Source organism: Corynebacterium confusum (genome assembly GCF_030408715.1).
GTDB lineage: Bacteria > Actinomycetota > Actinomycetes > Mycobacteriales > Mycobacteriaceae > Corynebacterium > Corynebacterium confusum.
Window position 1 is genome coordinate 2,001,048 of record NZ_CP047202.1, and the last position, 19,715, is coordinate 2,020,762.

Annotated in this window: 11 protein-coding genes, 1 tRNA gene and 1 pseudogene; 6 read left to right on the forward strand and 7 right to left on the reverse strand. The window is 68.1% G+C overall.

Translation table 11 applies throughout. From position 1 onward, the window contains the following. Nucleotides 1–43: 43 nt before the first annotated feature. Nucleotides 44–1,039, forward strand: a complete 996-nt coding sequence (locus tag CCONF_RS09285) for an HNH endonuclease signature motif containing protein (RefSeq protein ID WP_290223000.1) — start codon at nt 44–46, stop codon at nt 1,037–1,039. Nucleotides 1,040–1,139: 100 nt separating this feature from the next. Here the strand turns inward: CCONF_RS09285 and CCONF_RS09290 are convergent, their stop codons facing one another. After that, the gene (locus tag CCONF_RS09290; RefSeq protein WP_070769608.1) at nt 1,140–1,418 is read right to left on the reverse strand and encodes a DUF3618 domain-containing protein; all 279 of its coding nucleotides are present in this window, start codon (nt 1,416–1,418) and stop codon (nt 1,140–1,142) included. Between the two features lie 121 nt (nt 1,419–1,539). Here CCONF_RS09290 and bcp point away from each other — a divergent pair, with 121 nt between their 5' ends. After that, nucleotides 1,540–2,013: a thioredoxin-dependent thiol peroxidase gene (gene bcp, locus CCONF_RS09295; protein WP_290223005.1), complete on the forward strand. Its 474-nt coding sequence runs from the start codon at nt 1,540–1,542 to the stop codon at nt 2,011–2,013. An 11-nt stretch (nt 2,014–2,024) separates the two neighbouring features. Next, a complete protein-coding gene (locus tag CCONF_RS09300; RefSeq protein ID WP_290223007.1) occupies nt 2,025–2,699 on the forward strand; it encodes a TetR/AcrR family transcriptional regulator in 675 nt (224 codons plus the stop codon). A 25-nt stretch (nt 2,700–2,724) separates the two neighbouring features. Here the strand turns inward: CCONF_RS09300 and acpS are convergent, their stop codons facing one another. From acpS to CCONF_RS09315, 3 genes are read right to left on the reverse strand one after another with little or no spacing between them, the layout of a single operon-like run. Then, nucleotides 2,725–3,123 carry a holo-ACP synthase AcpS gene (gene acpS, locus CCONF_RS09305; RefSeq protein ID WP_290223011.1) on the reverse strand — a complete coding sequence of 133 codons (399 nt, stop codon included), beginning with the start codon at nt 3,121–3,123 and terminating at the stop codon, nt 2,725–2,727. After that, entirely contained in the window at nt 3,124–11,622 is an 8,499-nt protein-coding gene (locus CCONF_RS09310) for a type I polyketide synthase (protein ID WP_290223014.1), read from the reverse strand. Nucleotides 11,623–11,665: 43 nt separating this feature from the next. Then, nucleotides 11,666–12,802, reverse strand: a complete 1,137-nt coding sequence (locus CCONF_RS09315) for an SPFH domain-containing protein (protein ID WP_290223016.1) — start codon at nt 12,800–12,802, stop codon at nt 11,666–11,668. A gap of 233 nt (nt 12,803–13,035) precedes the next feature. On the opposite strand from CCONF_RS09315, the gene CCONF_RS11555 reads away from it, so the two are divergent. After that, a complete protein-coding gene (locus CCONF_RS11555) occupies nt 13,036–13,278 on the forward strand; it encodes an ABC transporter permease family protein (RefSeq protein ID WP_290223019.1) in 243 nt (80 codons plus the stop codon). Between the two features lie 110 nt (nt 13,279–13,388). After that, the gene (locus tag CCONF_RS11560) at nt 13,389–13,898 is read left to right on the forward strand and encodes a periplasmic substrate-binding domain-containing protein (protein ID WP_290223021.1); all 510 of its coding nucleotides are present in this window, start codon (nt 13,389–13,391) and stop codon (nt 13,896–13,898) included. Nucleotides 13,899–13,986: 88 nt separating this feature from the next. On the opposite strand, the gene pflA is transcribed toward CCONF_RS11560, so the two are convergent. Both pflA and pflB read right to left on the reverse strand, forming a co-directional pair. Continuing rightward, nucleotides 13,987–14,856, reverse strand: coding sequence for a pyruvate formate-lyase-activating protein (gene pflA, locus CCONF_RS09330; RefSeq protein WP_290223023.1), 870 nt, complete (start codon nt 14,854–14,856; stop codon nt 13,987–13,989). A gap of 6 nt (nt 14,857–14,862) precedes the next feature. Further along, nucleotides 14,863–17,241: pseudogene (gene pflB / locus CCONF_RS09335) on the reverse strand (formate C-acetyltransferase). A 401-nt stretch (nt 17,242–17,642) separates the two neighbouring features. On the opposite strand from pflB, the gene CCONF_RS09340 reads away from it, so the two are divergent. Beyond that, the gene (locus CCONF_RS09340) at nt 17,643–19,571 is read left to right on the forward strand and encodes a solute carrier family 23 protein (RefSeq protein WP_290223025.1); all 1,929 of its coding nucleotides are present in this window, start codon (nt 17,643–17,645) and stop codon (nt 19,569–19,571) included. 58 nt (nt 19,572–19,629) lie between these two features. Here the strand turns inward: CCONF_RS09340 and CCONF_RS09345 are convergent. Beyond that, nucleotides 19,630–19,715, reverse strand: a tRNA-Leu gene (locus CCONF_RS09345).

A 19,715-nucleotide genomic window follows, 5' to 3' on the forward strand; every position in this document is an offset into this window, starting at 1 on the left:
TTCGGCCGGCTTAACGTTGAGCCGGGGCGCCCGCCTTCCTAGCGTGAGGGTCACGCACGCACTCGAAGCCTCCATCAGAAGCCGCGCCGACGGCATCACGTATCTGTCTCTTGCCCACGACCTCGACTACGACACCCTTGTAAGCTGGGGCGAAGACCCCCAGTCCGCCCGCACGCTGCTGGGCCTGCGCGATCTGTTCTTTAGCACCGCGTCCTTTTCCGCCCAGCGCGCCGCGACCCGCGATGCCGCCTCCGACACCGGCCACAGCTACGCCGCGCTGCTGGCCATCTACAGCCAGGTCAAGCGCCTCAAGCGGCAGTCCGATGCCGTCAGCCTCCTCTTGGAGCTCGCCCGCACCCCGGGCGACGCGAAGAAGCTGCGCTCACTGGGGCGCAAGCGCGTGAATGACATCCAGCCGCGGCCGCCGGCGCGCCCCGGCGTAAAAGTCACCCGCCGCAGCGACGGGACGGCGACGCTGTCGATAACGGCCTCCTCGCTGGACATCGCGGACCTGCACGCGCACATCAAGACCGTCGAGGATGCCCGCGCCGTCTTCGAGGGCGGGGCCGAGCGCCCGCAGATCACCACCAACGTCGTCATCCAGCTGGACGAGTTCGTGCAACTGCTCAACGGCGAAGGCCAGGATGTCGAGCTGCAGCTGACCAACGGCGGGCGGCTAACCGGGGCGGAGCTGGTCGGGCGCATCTTGAGCGACTACGGCTACGTCGGGCTCTTCCACCCAGTGCACGGTCCGCTGAACCTGTACCGCAGCAAGAGGCTGGCCACGTGGAAGCAGCGCCACCTGGCGATGCTGGAAAACCCCACCTGCGCATGGCCCGACTGCCGAGCGCCGGCCGAGGACTGCCAGGTCCACCACCTGCGCGCCTGGTCCGCGGGCGGGCACACCGACGCCGACAACCTCGCCACGTTGTGCCGCTACCACAACTCCGTCAACGACGACTCCCCCGCCCGCTCCCGCCGCGGCCGGCTGGTCCGGCGCCACGGGCGCGTGGTCTGGACCCCGCCCCGCCGGGAATGAACCACCGCGGAAAAACACCGGGTATGAAAAAGACCCCCGCCGTTTTATGAGGCGAAGGCCAGTTTCGGAATGTTTCGAATGATTCGGTATAAGGAGGAAATTACTTGCGCTGCGCGAGCAGGCGCTGCAGTTCCTTGATGTCGCTGGAACGGCGACGGGAACGGAAGACCGCGAAGGCGATCCCGCCGACGACGACGGCGGCCACGCCGGCCAGAGCGATCTGAACGTTCTTGTCCTGGAGCTTGTCCTGGGCGGCAGACTTGGCATCGTTAGCCAGGTTCTGCGGGCGGCTGCGGTCGGCCAGCTCGTCCAAGGTGCCGGCCAGTTGGCGACGGGTGCGCTCGATGTCGCGCTGGATGTCCTCAATACTGCGTGCCACGTTCTACTCCTGGTATTTCGCATAAAGATTATCGGGTACGCGGACATTCTATCGCGTTTGCCGCCAGCGTGACGTATTGACCCAAACTCAGCCACCTGCCGGGCCGGGTATGGTGGATAGCATGACTGACCAACAGCGTTTAGAAGTAGGCGACACCGCCCCCGCGTTCTCCTTACGCGACGACCAAGGCAACACCGTCAGCCTGAGTGATTTCGCCGGCCAGCAGGTCCTGGTTTATTTCTACCCGCGGGCCAACACCCCGGGCTGCACCAAGGAGGCCTGCGATTTCCGCGACTCTTTGGAGGAACTGAACGACCGACGCATCGCCGTCGTGGGCATTTCCCCGGATACCCCGGAGAAGCTGGCGAAGTTCCGCGCCGATCACGACCTGAATTTCCCGCTGCTGTCCGACCCGGACAAGGAGATCATGACGGCCTACGGCGCGTTCGGCGAGAAGAAGAACTACGGCAAGGTCGTCCAGGGCGTTATCCGCTCCACGTTCTTGGTGAACGCCGAGGGCAAGATCGCCCTGGCTAAGTACAACGTCAAGGCCACCGGCCACGTGGCCCGTATCAGCAAAGAACTAGACGCCTAAATTATCCCTCGATGAGCACACCCTCCACCAACAATCCCAAGACCGAAGCGAACGAGCAGGCGGGCACGGCCGAGCTCCTGGTCCCGCGCCGGCGGCCGGCGCAGGCCCGCAGCCGCGAGCGGTTCAACCGGATTCTGCAGGCCGCACGCAGCGTGCTCGTGGACCAAGGCTTTGAGTCTTTCACCTTCGACGAGGTCGCGCGCCGCGCCGAGGTGCCGATTGGCACCTTGTACCAGTTCTTCGCCAACAAATACGTCCTCGTCTGCGAGCTGGACCGCCAGGACACCGCCGAGAACCTGGCGCAGATCCAGCGCTTTTCCGAGCACGTCCCGGCGCTGCAGTGGCCGGACTTCCTCGACGAGTTCATCGACCATTTGGCCTCGATGTGGCGCAAGGACCCGTCCCGGCGGGCCGTCTGGCACGCCGTCCAGTCCACGCCGGCCACCCGCGCGACCGTTGCGGCCACCGAGCGCGAAATCCTAGAGCCGCTCGCGGATATCCTCGCCCCGCTGGCTACCGGCATGGACTACGAGGAGCGCATCGAACTGGCCGGCTTCCTAGTCCACACGGTGGTCTCCCTGCTCAACTACGCCATCCGCACCGAGGACGCCGACAGCTTCGCCTCCGTCGTCGGCGAGGTCAAGCGCATGCTCGTGGCCTACCTCTTCTCCGTGGCCACGACCTAGGCGCCGCGCCTCGCCCCTGCACGCGCTAGCAGGAAAGAATCACCGTCGCGACCGCGTAGTCGCCGTCGTGGGAGATGCTGAGGTTGGCCTGCCAGCCGGGGAGAGAGGCATCGATAGCCGTGCGGACCTGGCCGGTCACGTGCAGGCAGACCCTGCCCCACGCGTCCGGCTGGACGCTGACCTCGGCCCAGTCGACCTCGTGTTCCGCCAGCCGCGGCGGGCGCCCGTAGAGCGCCTGCGACCACGCCTTGATGAAGGCCTCCTTGGCCGCCCAGCGCCCCGCCAGGTGCTCGACCCGGCGCGGCCTGGTTGTGGCCACGCGCTGCTCGAGGGCGGAAAAGACCCGCTCGAAGGTGGTGCCTTCCCGCCCCAGCTGCTCGGCAAAGCCGGGGATGTGGACGATGTCGGTGCCGACCGCGAACATCTAGCTAAGCTCCCCTCCCCGCAGGCGCGCCTGCGGATCCAGCAAGACCTGCGCCTCGTGGTCGGCGCCGCGCCCGCCCAGGTTGCGCCCCGTAGGCCGGGCATAGAGCGCGCCCTGGCCGTGCATGGCGGCATCGCGGCGCTCCCGCCCAGCGCGCTCGCGGCGGGCGGCCTGCGTGCGCCACTCGTTGAGCGCAAACTCACCCTTGGCCTGGCGCAGCGCCTGGGCAAACGCGCCCGGGTGCACCACGGCGATAAGTGCCGAAACGTGCCCAAAGCCCAGGGAGGTCACCAGCCCGGCCTTGATTTCCGCCGGCAGCGGGGTGCGCGGCCAGACCAAGTCGGAAAAGCGGCGCAGCTGCGGGTCGACGCAGTCCAGAGCCCAGTTCGGCGGGATGATAGCGCGCCGCATGACCTGCATGAGTCCGATTAGCTGGAAGGCTGCCGCCCCACCCTTGGCGTGCCCGGTCAGGTGCTTTTGCGAAATCACATACAGCGGGTTGCCGGGGGTGCGCCCGCTAGCCCGCGCCAGGCGCTGGTGCAGGTCGGATTCGTTCGGGTCGTTGGCCTCCGTGGAGGTGTCGTGCTTGCTGATAACGCGCACGTCGTCGGCGTCCAGCCCGTACGGGGCGAGCGCGGCCGCCAGCCGGTTGTCCCGGGCGGCCGAAAGCGCGCCCAGCCCGGGCGCGGGGATGGAGGTGTGCGCCCCGTCGGCAAAGGACTCCGCAAACGCCACCACGCCGAGCACCGGCAGGCCCAGCTCGGCCGCCACGTCGCCGCGGGTTAGCAACAGCGCGCCCCCGCCGGCGGATTCCACGAAGCCGGCGCGCCGCCGGTCGTTGGGGCGGCTGAAATAGCGCTCCGCGATGCCCGCCGCCGCCAGCGCAGCAGAATCCGCCGTGGCGGCCATCGCGCCGAAGCCGGCCACGGATTCCACGCTCATATCGTCGATGCCGCCGGCCACCACGAAGTCGGCCTTGCCCAGCCGCAGCTTGTCGGCGGCTTCCTCGACGGAGACCGCCGCGGTCGCGCACGCGGCCACCGGGTGGACCATCTGCCCATAGCCGCCCACATAGTCCTGCATGACGTGCGCGGCGATGACATTGGGCAGCGCCTCCTGCAGCACGTCGTTGTTGCGCGGCTGGCCCAGCAGGCGGTCGACGTAGAGGCCGCGCAGGGAGGCCACCCCGCCCATCCCGGTGCCCTGGGTGTTGCTGACCCGCGCCGGGTGGACGTGGGCAAGCAGCTCGGCGGGGCTGAACCCGGCGGAGGTAAACGCCTCGACGGTGCAGATGAGGTTCCACACGGCCAGGCGGTCCAGGTTCTCCAGCATGTCGGCGGGGATGCCGTAGGCGGCCGGGTCGAAGCCGTCGGGCAGCTGGCCGCCCACGAACCGGGTCATCACGGTGCGCCGCGGCACGCGGATTTCGCTGCCCTTCGGGCGGGTAACCTCCCAGGCATCCCCGGCGGGGCGCACCCGGGCGCCGGCGACGGCGAAGGCGCGGGCGCTGTCGGAGTCCGCGGTGGTGAAGGTCAGGTCGCGGTCCAGGTAGACCGTGGTCAGCTCGCCGGCAAGATTGTCGCTCATGCCGGCATCGTCGCGCAGGCGGCGCACGCCGACGCTGGCCATGACCTCATCGTGGAAGCGGGCGTAGATATCGGCCTCGGCCACCGGCTCCCCGGCGGCGTCGACCCAGCCGTCCTCCCAGCGGATAAGCCCCATCGACCAGGCCAGCTCCACCACGCCGGCGGCGCTAAGATCGCCGCCGAGCTCCGCCTCGAAGCGGGTGCGCGCGCTGCCCCAGGGGCCGAGCTCGCCCGCGCCGACGACGACCACCATCTCCTCCAGGCTGGCCGTGACCTCGCCGAAGTCCGGTTCCTCTGCCGCCGCCTCGGCCAGGTTGGGCAGCGCCGGCACGACGCGCGCGTCCGGCTCCGCCTCGGTTTCTGCCGCGGCTAACGATGCCTCCTGCCGCAACGCCGCCAAATCCAGTTCGGCAGCAGCCAGTCCCCCGGTCAGGTCCACCGCGACCGGCTCCTCGCGCGCGGCCCGGCGCGCGGCCGGGTTGGCGCCTTCGGCCAGCAGCTCGGCTGCGAGTTCGCGGGTATCCCAGGTGCGCACGCCGCGGGCCTCGGCGGCGGCGACCAGCGGATCGTTGCCGCCCATCAGGCCGGTGCCGCGCACCCAGCCGATCTGGGCGTGGACCAGGCCCACGCGGTCGGCCCAGGCGGGTTCGCGGCGCCAGCGGTTTTCGACGGCATCGAGGGCCGCTTTGGCCTCGCCGTAGGCGCCGTCGCCGCCGAAGCGACCGCGGTTGGGGCTGCCCGGCAGGACGAGGTGGACGTGCTCTGAGATTTCGGCGGTGGCGGCGATGAGCCGCTCCACCGACCACAGCAGCAGGCGCATCTGGCGCTCGCTGCCCGCGCCCGCCTCGGCCAGGGTGCCGGCCACGCGCGGCGCGGCGAACGGGAAGAGCAGGGTCGGCGTCAGAGCCGGCTTCACCACGCGCACCTCGACGCCGACGGTGCGGGTGCGCTCGGTGCCAACCCAGTCGACCAGGGCGTCGACGTCGGCAAACGATGCCACGTTGCACGGCACGACCCACAGCGCCGCCTGGCCCCGGGCGTGGTCGCGGTAAAGGCGGGTGAAAAAGTCCAGGCGCGACTGGTCCAGCCGGGAGCTGGTCGCCACGACGGTGGCCCCGCCCCGCAGCAGCTCGGCGGTGATAGCCGCGGCGATGGAGCCCGGCGCGGCGCCGGTGACCAACGCACAGTCGGCGGCGTAGTCGAGGCCGGCCGGGTCCTTCCGGGCCGCGGCGGCGAGATCCGGGTGACCAGAATACTCGGCGATGCGGGCGACCTCCTCGCCCGTTGCGGTCACGTCGCCGCGTCCCCGGGCGGCGTCCTCGCGCGCCGAGGCCCAGCGGTCGTCGAGCAGAACCGCCCGCGCCGGTTCGAAGGCCGGCCGCACGAAATCGGCCCAACCGGCGCCCAGCTCGCGGTCGACGGCGGAGGCGAGTTCGCGCGCACTCTCGCCGTCCTCGCCGGCACCATCATCCTGGCCATCCGTGCTGGCTGCCTCCGGCTCTAGCCGCTCGACGAGGTCGCGGGCGTTGGCGGTTAAGGCATCGGTGAGCTCGCGCAGGGCGGCCGGGTCAGCCGTGGCGGTCGCGGCTGCGGCCGGTTCCGGCAGCGGGGTGGTGATTCCGGCGGCGGCGACGGCGGCATCGATGGCCGCGTCGAGACCTTCGGGCAGGCTGGCTAGCTCGCCTCCGCGCAGGGAGGCCCCGGTGCGGGTCCCATCAACCAGGTGGGCGAGCACGCGGTTCAACCAGCCGGGGCCAAGTCCCCAGCAGCCGCGCACGCGTTCGGAAACGTAGGAGGTCGGCTGCGCGGCCGGGCCGGTCAGATCACGCAGGCAGGCCTCCACCTGCGGCTGGAGCACCGGCCCGAAGGCCTGGTAGCCGCGGGTCTGCCGGTCGACTAGCTCGCCCAGGCTGGCCAGGTCGAGGTCGGCGGCGCCATCGATGGCGGCAATCCCCAGCTCGGTCGAAATATCCAGCAGCAGCTGGTTGCGCCTGGACGACTGGCCCTCCACCAGGGACTCGATGGTGTCTGCCGGCCGCAGCTGGTCGAGGCGCACCTTGGTCCAGGCGGCCACCAGCAGGCGGAGGGCGTCGCTGGCCAGCAGCGGCCGGTCCGCCGGAGTGTCTGTGGCGGCCGGCTGCTCTGATGCGGGCGCGGGCGCGGCTACCGGCTCCGGCTCCGTCTCGGGCTCCGGTTCTAGTTCCGGCCCCGGTTCCGGTGGGAGCTCGGGGTCGGCATCGGTGGCGAAGACGACAGACTGGTCGCGCTCGGCGTTGAGAACCTCCACGCGCGCCGCGCCCGGGTGCTGGCGCAGCATGTTCGCCAGGGTGGGCGCGCTGGCCACGCCGATTTCGACGAAGCGCTGCACGCCCAGCTGCCCCAGGGCGAGATCCTGGGTCTCGATCCAGCGCACCGGGGAGGCGAACTGCCAGGCCAAAAGCTCCACCAGCAGGGTGCGGCCGCGCTGCTGGGCCGGCTGCGTGCGCGCGGCGTCCAGCCACGGCGAGTCCACGACCTCCTCCATGGCTTGGATGAACTCCTCGCCCAGGTCGAAGGGGCGGGCCACCAGGTTGGGGATGTAGCGGCCAATCAGCCGGTCCAGGTCGATGTCTGCCGGGATGAGCTGGTCCAGGTGCCGGCGGAAATCGTCCACCCCGTCGCGCAGGCGGGAGGAGTGGAAGGGCACGTCCACGCCGGGGATGAGGACGAAGGCGCGCTCGCCGCGGGAGGCGGCATCGGCTTCCAGGGCGCGCAGCCCGGCGCGCGTGCCCGCCACGGCGTACTGCTTGGCCTTGACGTTGTAGTTGACGATCTCCAGGAACTCGCCCGTAATCGTCGACAGCTGGCCGACGTAGTCGAAGACGTCCGCGTCCGACATGCCCATTTTGTGCGGGCGCAGCGCCGCCAGCCCGTAGTTGGAGTTGCCGTCGCCATCCCGCGGGACCAGACGGTGCATGGTCAGCCCGCGCTGGTAGACGATCTCGATGACCGCCTCCACCGAGAGCACGTCCGCGAAGGCGGCCAACGCGTTGTACTCGCCCACCGAGTGCCCCGCGAAGAAGGCGTGCTCGGCCAGCACCTCGGCCTCGCGCAGCTGGGCGACCTGCGCGCAGCCCAGCGTGGCCATGGCCACCTGGGTGAACTGGGTCAGGTACAGCACCCCGTCGGGGTGGGAGAAGCTTTCGCCGGCCACCTGCACCTCGTGCGGGTTGCGGCGCACGATGTCCAGGATGGAAAAGCCCAGTGCCTGCCGGGTATGGGCGTCGGCACGGTCCCAGACGGCGCGCGCGGCCGGGGACGCGGCATAGGCTGCCATGCCCATGCCGGGCGACTGGATCCCCTGCCCGGGGAAGGCGTACCACGTCACCGGTGCGGCCAGCTGGGCGGTCGCCTCCAGCACGGGAACGCCGCCCGCGGTGGCGGTGACGGTGCGCACTTCCCCGCCGGCGGCCTGCCCGGTCCGCGCGGTGGAAAACTCCACGGTCTGCCCCGGCAGGACCGGGGCCAGCAGGCGCGCGTGCCAGCCCACGATGTTCTCCCCGGCGGCCAGCTGCGCCAGCGCCGAGGTCCACATGCCGTGGACGATCGGGCCCTGCGACAGGCCTGCCGCCCGCGCCAGGCTCTCGTCGGTGTGGATGGGGTTGAAGTCGCCGGTGACTTGGGCGAAGGGGCGCATGCTTTCCGGCGCGATAACCGCCACCTGGCCGCGGCTTAGAAGCGGGGTCGGGCGAGCGGCCGGGTCCGTGACGTCCACTGCCGGCAGCTCGTCGGCCCCGGCCGTACCGGGGATGAGGAAGCGCTCGGTCAGTGTTGCCAGGTGCTGGTGCCCGCTCACGATGCCGACGTGCACCTCCAGCACCCGCCCCCGCGCGGTGGCCAGGTCGCGGGTCAGGCGGGCCTTGGCGCTGACCTGCGCGCCGTGCTGCGGAAGCTCGGAGTGCAGGCGCACCGCGTGCTCCAGGTGCACCAGCCGCAGCAGCCCCTCGACGGCGCCGGTGTCCGCGATGACCGCGAAGATGGCCGGCCAGGCCGGACCCACCAGCGCGTCGGAGACCGGGCCCGACGCGCTAGCCGGGCCGCTGCCGCCCGGCAGGTAGCCCGCGGTCACGGTCTGGTAGTCCACGGTGTTCAGCGTCGTCGACCACGCCGCCGCCCCGTCGACGACCTCGGGCAGCTGCCCGCCGGCGGCCCGGCGCGCCAGATCCCGCATGGCCTCACCAGCCGAATCAGCGCCCACGACGGGCACGGTCGCCGCCTCCGGCAGCGCCACCGTAACTCCCAGGCCGGGCACACGGAATCCCCCGCCGGGACCTGCTTCCAGGCCCAGCCGGCGCGCCGGGTTGGCTACGGGGTGCCCGGCCCAGTCCCAGGCCGGCGCGGACAGGATGCGCTCGCGCTCGCTCGCCGCGGGGCCGGTGAGCTCCGCGCGGGCGGCCGCGGCGGCCACGAACCGTCCCAGCAGCTCGGCGACGGGCTCGTCCACGCGATCAATCCCGGCCACGGAGCGCGGCGACGGGATGATGGAGACGGCATCGGCCGGGTAGCGGGCATCGTGGGCCTGCCAGAGCGAATCCGTGCGCCACCACCAGCGCACGTCCTCGTCGATGACCGGCACGAAGTTGGCGGGCTTGCCGGGGCCTTTGAGCAGATCGATGAACCAGGCGGCATCGGTGGCGCACAAGTGCTGGGTGCCTGCCTGCGGGTAGGTGGCCAGCAGGTCGGCCAGGTTCGCGGCGTCCAGCTCGCCGGCGGGCAGCTGGGAGGCGAACTCGCCGTGATCGGCGGGGTGCAGTCGGGCCTCGGTGCGCAGGAGCATCTGCTCGAAGCGGGCGCGCCAGGAGTCATCTGCCCACCCGCCGCGGTGGGACAGCTCGAGGTAGCGCTCCAGCCAGCGCCGGTAGGTCAGGCTGGTCAGGTCCCCGAAATAGGGCTTGCAGGTGGCATCTAGGGCGGTGATGATTTCTTGGCGGCGGGAGCGGACAGCATCGACGTCGCCGGCCACGGCGTCCAGCAGCCGGCCGGCCTGGGCGAAGGAATTGTCCACCTCGTGGATGTCGGCGCCCAGCTGCGAACGGCCCGAGGACATGCCGGCGCGGGCGGTGCCGGCCGCGATGAAGCCCTCAGTGCCGGCTGCTGCGACGAGGGCGCGCTTGACGGCCGGGGACGTGGTCGCCTCCCGCGTGGCCATGGCGGCGGTGCCGACCAGGATGGCATCGACGGGCATGTCCGGGCGGTCGTAGGCGCGCGCCCAAGCGCCGGTCAAGTAGTCTGCGCCGCGCTCCGGCGTGCCGATGCCGCCGCCGACGGCCAGGTAGACGTTCTCCGCGGCGCGGATACGCGCGTAGGTGGCCAGCAGCAGCTCGTCCAGGTCCTCCCAGGAGTGGTGCCCGCCGGCCAGCCCGCCCTCCAGCTGCATGATGACGGGGGCAGGGGCCACCGCGCGCGCGATCTCCAGCACCTTATCGACGTGGTGCACCGCGCCGGGTTTGAAGGCCACCCAGGGGATGGTGCCCTCCCGCAGGCTCCGGTAGAGCTCCACCGCCTCGTCCAGCGGTGGGATGCCCGCCGAGCACACGATGCCGTTGACCGGCGCCCCGTTCGCCCGCGCGGTGGGCACCTGGCGCTTGCCCGCCACCTGGCGGCGCCACTGGCGGGGGTTGAGGTAGAGCGCGTTGAACTGCGCGTTCACGCCCGGGGCGAGGTGCTCGCACAGGTAGTCGAGGTTGTCCGCGAGCAGCTGGTCCGTGACCTGCCCGCCGCCGGCGAGCTCGGCCCAGTACCCGGCGTTGGCCGCGGCCGCCACGATGGCTGGGTCTACCGTGGTGGGCGTCATGCCGGCCAGGAGCACGGCTTGGTAGCCGGTCAGGCGGGTAAAGCGGGTCACCAGCTCGCCCTCGGCCGTGGTGCGTGGGGCGAAATCGTTGTACGGGCGGGGCGGGGCCAGCTGGTGGCCGGGGTCGAAAAGGCGGGCCTGTCCGGTCGCGGTGCCGACCGCGAGCACCCCGATGCCGCGACCCTCCACGATCTTCTCGGTCAGGGCGCGCACGCCTTCTTCCGGGCCGACCTCGAGGATCCACTGCGCGCCGGCGTCGACGAGGCGTTCTACCTGCGCCGGCCAGTCGATGACGTCGGTAAGCACCGCGCGGGCGGCCCGGCCCGCGACGGCCGCGTCCAAGCCGACCTGCTGGGCCCAGTCCACGACCTGCTCGACGGCCTCGCCCATGCGCGGGTGGTGGAAGGCCGCGGCGACCTGGATGGGGCGCGCCTGAACCCCCAGGGCGCGGGCGACGGCGAGGTTGTCGGCGGGCGGGCCGGACAGGACGGCATCGCGGGCGCTGTTGTGCAGGCCGATGACCGTGTCCGCGCCGGTCTCCCGGAGGGCGGCGGCGATGTCTTGCGGGTCGGCGTTGATAGCGACCATGGGGGCCGCCTCGTGGTCGCGGACCAGTCCGTAGCGTCGCGCCGTGTGCGTCATCGCCGCGCCGATGAGCTGGGCAATCGCCAGCATCTCCGCGCGGCCGGACTCCTCGTCGAGCACGAATTCGGCCAGCCGGCCTTGGGAGTGGCCGGCGGCGGCGACGGCATCGCTAGCCACCAGGCCCTGGGCGGCTAAGGCGTCGAGCAGGTTCAGCTGGGCCAGGAAGATGCCGGGCACGGATACCTCGGGGGCGCTGAGATCCCAGGCCGGCGGCTGTTGCGCCCAGTCGAAGGGGCAGAAGCCGCGGGGGCGCCGGCTGGCCAGCTCGGCGGCAAGCGGCTGCAACAGCTGCGCGGCCTCGTCCACCGTGGCGCGCAGTTCACGGTCGGCGCCGCGCAGCGAGTCGGTCCAAGAAAAACCCTGTCCCGAAAAGGACAGGGCGAAAGGTTCACGAGGATTCACGGTGAGCTGCTCCTTGTTCAGGTTGGTGCTCACCTAAGGTTAGTGGAGATTCCGGCGAGCCGGAAAAACAAACTCACTAGTCGTTATTGCGCCACTCCCCGTGCTTGTCGCGCAGGGCCTGGAAGGCGTCGCGGGCGGAGTGGATGCCGTTCTCGTCGGCCCAGTCGGCGGCCTGGCCGCGCACGTCGCTAGCGCTCGGCAGGCTGGGGTTCGCGGCCGGGCTGGCGGAGCTGGAGCTGGAGCTGCTGGAGCTGGTCTCCCGCTCGGGGTTGCTGCGGGTGCGCGGGCGCTGGCTGGAAGAAGACTTGCTCGGCTTGTCCAGGCTGTCCAGGGCGTGGTTGCTCATCAGCACGTCGCGCATACCCTCGAAGAGATCCCCCATGCCGGACGGGTTGGACGGCATGTAGAGCACGGAGGCGTTGCCGTTGGAGGAAACGTCCACCATGGCGTCCAGGTACTGGGAGACCAACATGAGGGCCTCAGGGGACTCCTCGACGCCGGCGTTGCGCAGCATCTCGTACTGGGCGGCGATACCCTCGACGATCTCCTTGCGCTGGTCGGCGACGCCGCGGCCCTGCAGCTTGCGGGCCTCGGCCGCGCCCTCGGCTTCCTTGACCACGCGGATCTTTTCGGCCTCGGCCTGGGCCACGGCGGCCTCCCGCTCGCGCTGGGCGGCGTTGATGGAGTTCATGGATTCGCGCACGCGCTCGTCCGGGCGGATGTCGGTGACCAGGGTATTGACGAAGTGCCAGCCGTAGGCGGCCATGTTGTCGCGCAGGGACTCGGCCACGTTCTGGGCGATGGTGTCCTTGGAGGAAAAGGAGTCATCCAGGTTCATATTCGCCACGGAGGAACGCACGTTGTCCTGGACGTAGGCCACGATCTGTTGGTCGGGGCTGGACAGGGTGTAGTAGGCCTCGCGCTCGCGGCCCTCGACGACCTGGTACTGGACCGCCACGGGGATCTGGACGAAGACGTTGTCCTTGGTCTTGGTCTCCACCATCACGTCGAGCTGGCGGACCTGCAGGTTAATCTTTTCGCGTACCCGGTCGACGAAGGGGACCTTGAAATGCAGGCCCGCGTGGGCCACCCCCTGGTACTTTCCCAGCCGCTCCAGGATGGCGGCCTCCTTGGTGCGGACGATGAAGTATCCGTCGAACAACGTCAAAATGACGATGAGGACGATGATGCCAATGACGAGAAGCGTACTCACGCGCGGCCTTTCTGTTTTCGGGGAATTCTATTGCACCGGTCAGCTTTCAGTCTGACACATTCGCCGCCGATGCGCGAGGGGTCCCCAGCGCGAACAGCGCGCACGACACGCAGCCGTGGATGTGGGATCGTGACCGGCCTGCGACCTTCCCCTCCCCGGATGGGGGGGGTAAGCCCGAACACCTTTCCGGAGGGTTTTTCTCATTTTTGCCCCGCCGGTTAACCGCGCCCGCGATGGTCAAATACATCATCAAAAAGACCGCCAGTTGGTTAATCGTGATCTTCCTGGCCACCAACATCGCCTACCTGTTGGCGTCAGTCTTTTTGGATCCGCGCTCCAACTACGCCGGGCGGCGCCCGCCGCTCAGCCAGGAACAAATCAGCCACATCCTGCAGCCGCTCAACCTAGACCCGGAGACCCCTCTACTGGAGCGCTGGTGGACGTGGCTCACCGGCGTGGTGCTGCGCTGGGACTAGGGCGCTTCCCTGCTCGGGGCGGAAGGGTTTTCCCCAAACTCATCGACACCGCCCAACACTTGGTTCTGCCTACCATTTCGTTGGTCATTATCAGTTACACCGGCTACCACATGATGCAGCGTACACTGCTGCTGGATAACCTGTCCGCAGACTACGTGCTCACCGGCGACGACCCGGGGATTAAGGCGGAGGCTTCCGCCACCCAGAAGATGCTGGCGGACGTCGGCATCAAGCTGGACGTCGAGGAGCGCCCGTCGGCGGACTTCTCCAAGATTGTCACCAAGCGCGACTTCGACATCTTCCCGATGGCCTTCGCGTCCTCCTCCCCGCTGGGCGTGGCCAGCTTCAACCAGATCTACGCCTCGGACTCGGAGCTGAACAAGTCCGGCACCGGTACCCCGGAGATGGACAAGAAGATCGAGGAGCTGGGCCAGATCGCGGACGCGGACGAACAGACGCAGAAGGCCAATGAGCTGGAGAAGGAGGCGCTGTCCACCTTCGGCATCATGCCGCTGATGAACGGCCCGCAGATGGTGGCCACCAACCCGAAGCTGGCCAACTTCGGCGCCAAGTCCCTGGGCAGCGTCGAGGTCGAAAACGTCGGCTACGTCAAGGAATAGCCGCCTAAAGCCTGCCAAACGCCGAACACCCGCCCCTGCCTCCTAGTCTCTAGGAGGCAGGGGCGGGTGTTTGCGGGTTATAAGGGAATTAGTAGACCGTGAAGCCTTTGGCTCGGAAGACGTCGCGGATAGCTTCGACATCCTCTGCAGCCGGGGGCTTAGTGTCTTCCAGTGTGTAGGGATAACCCAGCTCACGCCACTTGTCGGCGCCCATGTTATGGAACGGAAGGACCTCAACGCGTTCCACGTTGTTGGGCCACCGTGCCACGATATTGGCGACGTTCTGGACGTTTTCCGGGCTATCCGTCAGGTCAGGGACGACCACAAAGCGGATCCACACCGGCTTGTTTGCCGCCGCGAGCCGGTCACCGAAATCGATGGTCGGCTGCAGCTCACGCCGCGTGACTTCTTTGTAAGTCTTCTCATCGCCTGCTTTGACATCCAGCAGAACCAGGTCAATGTTGTCCAGGTCCTCGTCGCGCACGCGCGCCCCGAGGAAACCGGAGGTATCGATGGTGGTGTGGATGCCGGCATCGTGCACTTCCTTGAGCACCCGGCGGGTGAACGCCGTCTGGAACAGCGCCTCCCCGCCCGAGATGGTCAGCCCGCCATTGGAGGCGTCGAAGATGGGCTTGTAGCGCTTGACGCGCTTGACCACGTCTTCGACCTTCTCCAGGGAGCCGGTCTTCATCTCGAAGGTGTCAGGATTGTGGCAGTACTGGCAGCGGAGCGGGCAACCGGACATGAACATCGTCATGCGGGTACCCGGCCCGTCGACCGAGGTCACCAGTTCCCACGAGTGCACCAAGCCGACGTCGCCAGTGCGGCGGGCTTCCATGAGCTCGGGGCGGGTGATTTGGTCGAGTTCGTTGTCCCCACCCAGGCCCGCGGCGACGCCGCGAACCTTTTCGCCTTCTTCTGGTTGGAGGGTAACAACACCAGTAACGCCATCAGCCATGGTTGATTACGAACCCTGGTGGAAGGTACGGGAGATGACGTCCAGCTGCTGTTCCTTGGTCAGCTTGACGAAGTTGACGGCGTAGCCGGAGACGCGAACGGTCAGGTTCGGGTACTTCTCCGGGTGCTCAACTGCGTCCTCCAGAGTGGACTTGTCCAGGACGTTGATGTTGGCGTGGTACAGGCCGGAGTCCATGTTGTGCTCTGCACGACGGGACTTCATTGCCTCGAGACGCTGATCGAAAGTCGGGGTTGCCATGATGATTTCTCCTTCTACGAGATTGGGTTTTGGGTGGTCTTACTTGTCCATGATGAAGCCGGCGTCCAGGACGCCCACCAGGTTGGTGATGCGCTCATCCGGGGTACGGCCCAGACCAGACGGCGTGATGGTGTTGGTCAGCGAGATGCCGTCCAACGCATCCTTGTAGTCCAGCTTACCGACGGACAGCATGGATGCGACCATGCCGTGGCTGTCGGCGCCGTTCTCCGGGTTTGCGCCCGGCGCGAACGGGGTGCCGGCCTCGTGGCCTGACGGGAAGGCGCCAGTGGCCTTGCCGTAGACCACGTTCGAGGTGATGGTCAGCACCGACTGGGTCGGGATGGCGTTGCGGTACATCGGGATGGCCTTAATCTTTTCCATCACGGTGTGGACGATGGTTGCGGCGATGTCGTCGGCGCGGTCGTCGTCGTTGCCGTAGACCGGGAAATCGCCCTCGGTCTTGTAGTCCACAATCAGGCCGGTCTCATCCCGGACCGGGGTGACCTTGGCGTACTTGATGGCGGACAGGGAGTCGGCCACGATCGACAGGCCGGCGATACCGCAGCCCATCGAGCGCACGATGTCGGAGTCGTGCAGAGCCATCTCAATGGACTCGTAGGCGTACTTGTCGTGGCTGTAGTGGATGATGTTCAGGGCCTCGACGTAGGTGCCGACGACCCAGTCGAGCATCTCCTCGTACTTCTGCCAGACCTCATCGAAGTCCAGCGGCTCGTCGCCCTGGATGGCGTCGTAGCCTTCCACGACCTGCTTGCCGCTGACCTCGTCGCGGCCGCCGTTGATGGCATACAGCAGGGCCTTGGCGGCGTTGACGCGGGCGCCGAAGAACTGCATCTGCTTGCCGACGCGCATCGGGGACACGCAGCACGCGATGGCGGCGTCGTCGCCCCACTGCTCACGAATCTGGCGGTCGGACTCGTACTGGATGGACGAGGTCTCAATCGAGATGTGGGCGCAGAATTCCTTGTAGCCTTCCGGCAGCTTCGGGTCCCAGAAGATGGTGATGTTCGGTTCCGGGGACGGCCCCAGGTTAATCAGGGTCTGGAGCAGGCGGAAGGAGGTCTTGGTGACCAGCGGGCGACCGTCGTCGCCGAAGCCGGCGTCGGACCAGGTGGCCCAGTACGGGTCGCCGGAGAAGATCTGGTCGTAGTCCTCGGTGCGCAGGAAGCGGACGATGCGCAGCTTCATAACCAGCGCGTCGATGATTTCCTGGGCGTCTTCCTCGGTGATGGTGCCGTTGGCCAGGTCGCGCTCGAAGTAGCAGTCGAAGAACGCGGACAGGCGGCCGATGGACATGGCGGCGCCGTCCTGGGACTTGATGGAGCCCAGGTAGCCGAAGTAGGTCCACTGGACAGCTTCCTGCGCGGTGGTAGCCGGACCGGAGATGTCGAAGCCGTACTGCTCGGCCATGACCTTCAGCTTCTTCAGAGCCTTGATCTGCTCGGAGTGCTCCTCACGGAAGCGAGCCCAGTGCTCGGAGAAGCCGGCATCAGCGACGGAGTCGCGAGAAGCCTGCTTTTCCTCGATGAGGTAGTCGACACCGTAGAGGGCCACGCGGCGGTAGTCGCCGATGATGCGGCCACGGCCGTAGGCGTCCGGCAGGCCCGTGATGATGTGGGAGGAACGGGCAGCGCGGATGCGCGGGGTATAGATGTCGAAGACGCCGTCGTTGTGGGTCTTGCGGTAGCGGGTGAAGATCTTCTCGACCTCCGGGTCCACTTCCTTGCCCGCTTCCTTGATGGCCTGCTTGACCATGCGCCAGCCGCCGAACGGCATCATGGCGCGCTTCAGCGGGGTATCGGTCTGCAGACCGACGATGACGTTGTCATCCTCGGAGATGTAGCCGGCCGGGAAGGCGTCGATGTCGGACGGGGTGTGGGTGTCGACGTCGAAGACGCGCTGCTTGCGCTCGACGGACAGGTACTTGTCTTCCAGGTGCTCGAAGGTGCGCTTGGTCTTTTCGGTCGGGCCGGCCAGGAAGGACGAATCCCCTTCGTAGGGGGTGTAGTTGCGCTGGATGAAGTCGCGCACGTCGATGCCCTCAGCCCATGGGCCGGTCTCAAAACCCTTCCAGGCATCAAACTTGAGGTCTTGGGTTGCGGTGGTCACTATCGGTGACTCCCTTCTGTATCTATAAGTTCCCTTATACCGTGGGGCGCGCTCGCCATTCCCAATTCCCAATCCATCTTGTAACCTGTATTTTTCTCGGGTTTCAATGGTCTTGAGCTTCTCTAGCGGCAAGCCCCGCTGAGTCCCAGTGTAGGGGCTTGTTAGGTGGTTACTCCAACCCAGAAAGTGTGCAATAGCCCACACGTCTGATGTCTGACTCTAGTGCGCTGCTCAGGCATTTTAAGTAAAACGTCCGTCCGGTTTAAGCTTCGGGTGGGCGCCAGCTTTCTGGTCATAACCGGAACGTTTTGCTGCGGTTTTCCCGAATTCTGCGCCACCCTTCTACGCTTAGAGAGTACGAATTCAACCGTTTTTTGCTTCGCCCCACCCTGGAGGACTTCGTGGCTGCCCAAACTAGCACCCAGCCCAAGCGCACACACCCCGTCGACCAAGTTCCGGCCCCCGGCAAACTCGCCGCTTTAGGCCTGCAGCACGTGCTCGCCTTCTACGCCGGGGCGGTCATCGTCCCGCTGCTGATCGCGGGTTCCCTGAACCTGGATACCGCCACCACCATCCACCTCATCAACGCGGATCTGCTCACCTGCGGTATCGCGACCATCATCCAGTCGGTGGGCATCGGCAAGCATGTGGGCGTGCGGCTGCCCATCGTGCAGGGCGTGACCACCACGGCCGTCGCGCCGATCATCGCCATCGGCCTAGGCGCGACCGACGGGCAGGGCGGGGTGGCCTCCCTGCCGGTCATCTACGGCTCCATCATCGTCGCGGGCCTGTTCACCTTCTTCATGGCGCCGCTGTTCGGCCGCTTCCTCCGCTACTTCCCGCCGGTGGTCACCGGCACCGTCCTGCTCGTAATGGGCACCTCCCTGCTGGCCGTGTCCGCCAACGACTTCACCAACTACGCGGAGGGCCAGCCCGCGGCCCGCGACCTCTGGTACGGCTTCGGCACCCTGGCCGTCATCGTCCTAGTCCAGCGCTTCTTCCGCGGCTTCCTGGGCACCCTGTCGGTGCTCCTGGGCCTGGTGCTGGGCACGGGCGTGGCCCTACTGGCCGGCGACGCGAGCTTCGCCGAGGTCGGCGAGGCCGACGCCTTCGGCATTACGACGCCGTTTTATTTCGGCCTGCCGCAGTTCGACCTGGTCGCCATCTTCTCCCTGCTGATCGTCATGGTCATCACCATGGTGGAGACCACCGGCGACGTCTTCGCCACCGGCGAGATCGTCAAAAAGCGCATCCGCCGCGCCGACGTCCAGGCCGCGCTGCGCGCCGACGGCGTGTCCACCTTCATCGGCGGCGTGATGAACTCCTTCCCCTACACCTGCTTCGCCCAGAACGTCGGCCTGGTCCGCCTGACCGGCGTGAAATCCCGCTGGGTGGCCGTGTCCGCCGCGGGCTTCATGATCGTGCTGGGCCTGCTGCCCAAGGCCGGGGCCGTGGTCGCGGCGATCCCGGCGCCGGTGCTGGGCGGGGCATCGTTAGCGCTGTTCGCCAACGTCGCCTGGGTGGGCCTGCAGACCATCGCCAAGGCCGACATCAACGACGGGCGCAACGCCGTCATCGTGACCACCGCGCTGGGGCTGGCCATGCTCGTGACCTTCAAGCCGGAGATCGCGGCGGTCTTCCCGGAGTGGTCGCAGACCTTCGTCTCCTCGGGCATGTCCATCGGCGCCATCACCGCCATCGGGCTGAACCTGTTGTTCTTCCACACGGGCCACTCCCGCGGCGGGGACGTCGCCCGCACCGGCGGCACGGGCGTTTCACTGGACGAGCTCAACGCCATGGACCGCGACGACTTCGTGGCGACCCTGCGCCCGTTGTTTAACAACGAGACCTGGCCGCTGGAAACCACCTGGGAGTCCCGCCCCTTCGACAACGTCGGGCAGCTGCGCGAGGCCATCCAGGTCGCTGTCCTCACTGCCGACGTCGAGCGCCGCGAACAGCTCATCCACGACTACCCCGCCATGGACGAGCTCCTGCTGGCCGACGACGAGGGCGCCGCGGCGATCTCCGCCGACCGCGGCTCGCTCGGCCTCGGTGAGCTCGACGACGTCCAGACCGAGCAGATCACCCAGCTGTCCGCCGCCTACCGCGAGCGCTTCGGCATGCCGTTTGTGGCCTACCTGGACACCAACGACACCTTCGAGCGCGTGCTGGACGCCGGCGTGCGCCGCCTGGCCAACTCCGAACCCCAGGAGCACCGCGTGGCGCTGAGCGAAATCGTCGAAATCGCCGGCGATCGCTTCGATATCCTGCTGGCCGACGCCAACCCCATTCGCTCGGCGTGGGACCGGAAATTCACCGAAGTCGAGTAGGAAGGCACAAAAATACCGAGGCCATCTGGTGCGATGACCTCGGCATTTTTCTGTGCGCTGGTGCGCCCGGTGAGACTTGAACTCACACGTCCTTCGGACACTAGAACCTAAATCTAGCGCGTCTGCCAATTCCGCCACGGGCGC

Bases quoted from the DNA above. Each gene is read 5' to 3' on its own strand.
- bcp (WP_290223005.1), top strand. From the start codon at position 1,540: ATGACTGACCAACAGCGTTTAGAAGTAGGCGACACCGCCCCCGCGTTC.
- CCONF_RS09300 (WP_290223007.1), top strand. From the start codon at position 2,025: ATGAGCACACCCTCCACCAACAATCCCAAGACCGAAGCGAACGAGCAG.
- acpS (WP_290223011.1), bottom strand. From the start codon at position 3,123: ATGTTCGCGGTCGGCACCGACATCGTCCACATCCCCGGCTTTGCCGAG.
- CCONF_RS11555 (WP_290223019.1), top strand. From the start codon at position 13,036: ATGGTCAAATACATCATCAAAAAGACCGCCAGTTGGTTAATCGTGATC.
- CCONF_RS11560 (WP_290223021.1), top strand. From the start codon at position 13,389: ATGATGCAGCGTACACTGCTGCTGGATAACCTGTCCGCAGACTACGTG.
- pflA (WP_290223023.1), bottom strand. From the start codon at position 14,856: ATGGCTGATGGCGTTACTGGTGTTGTTACCCTCCAACCAGAAGAAGGC.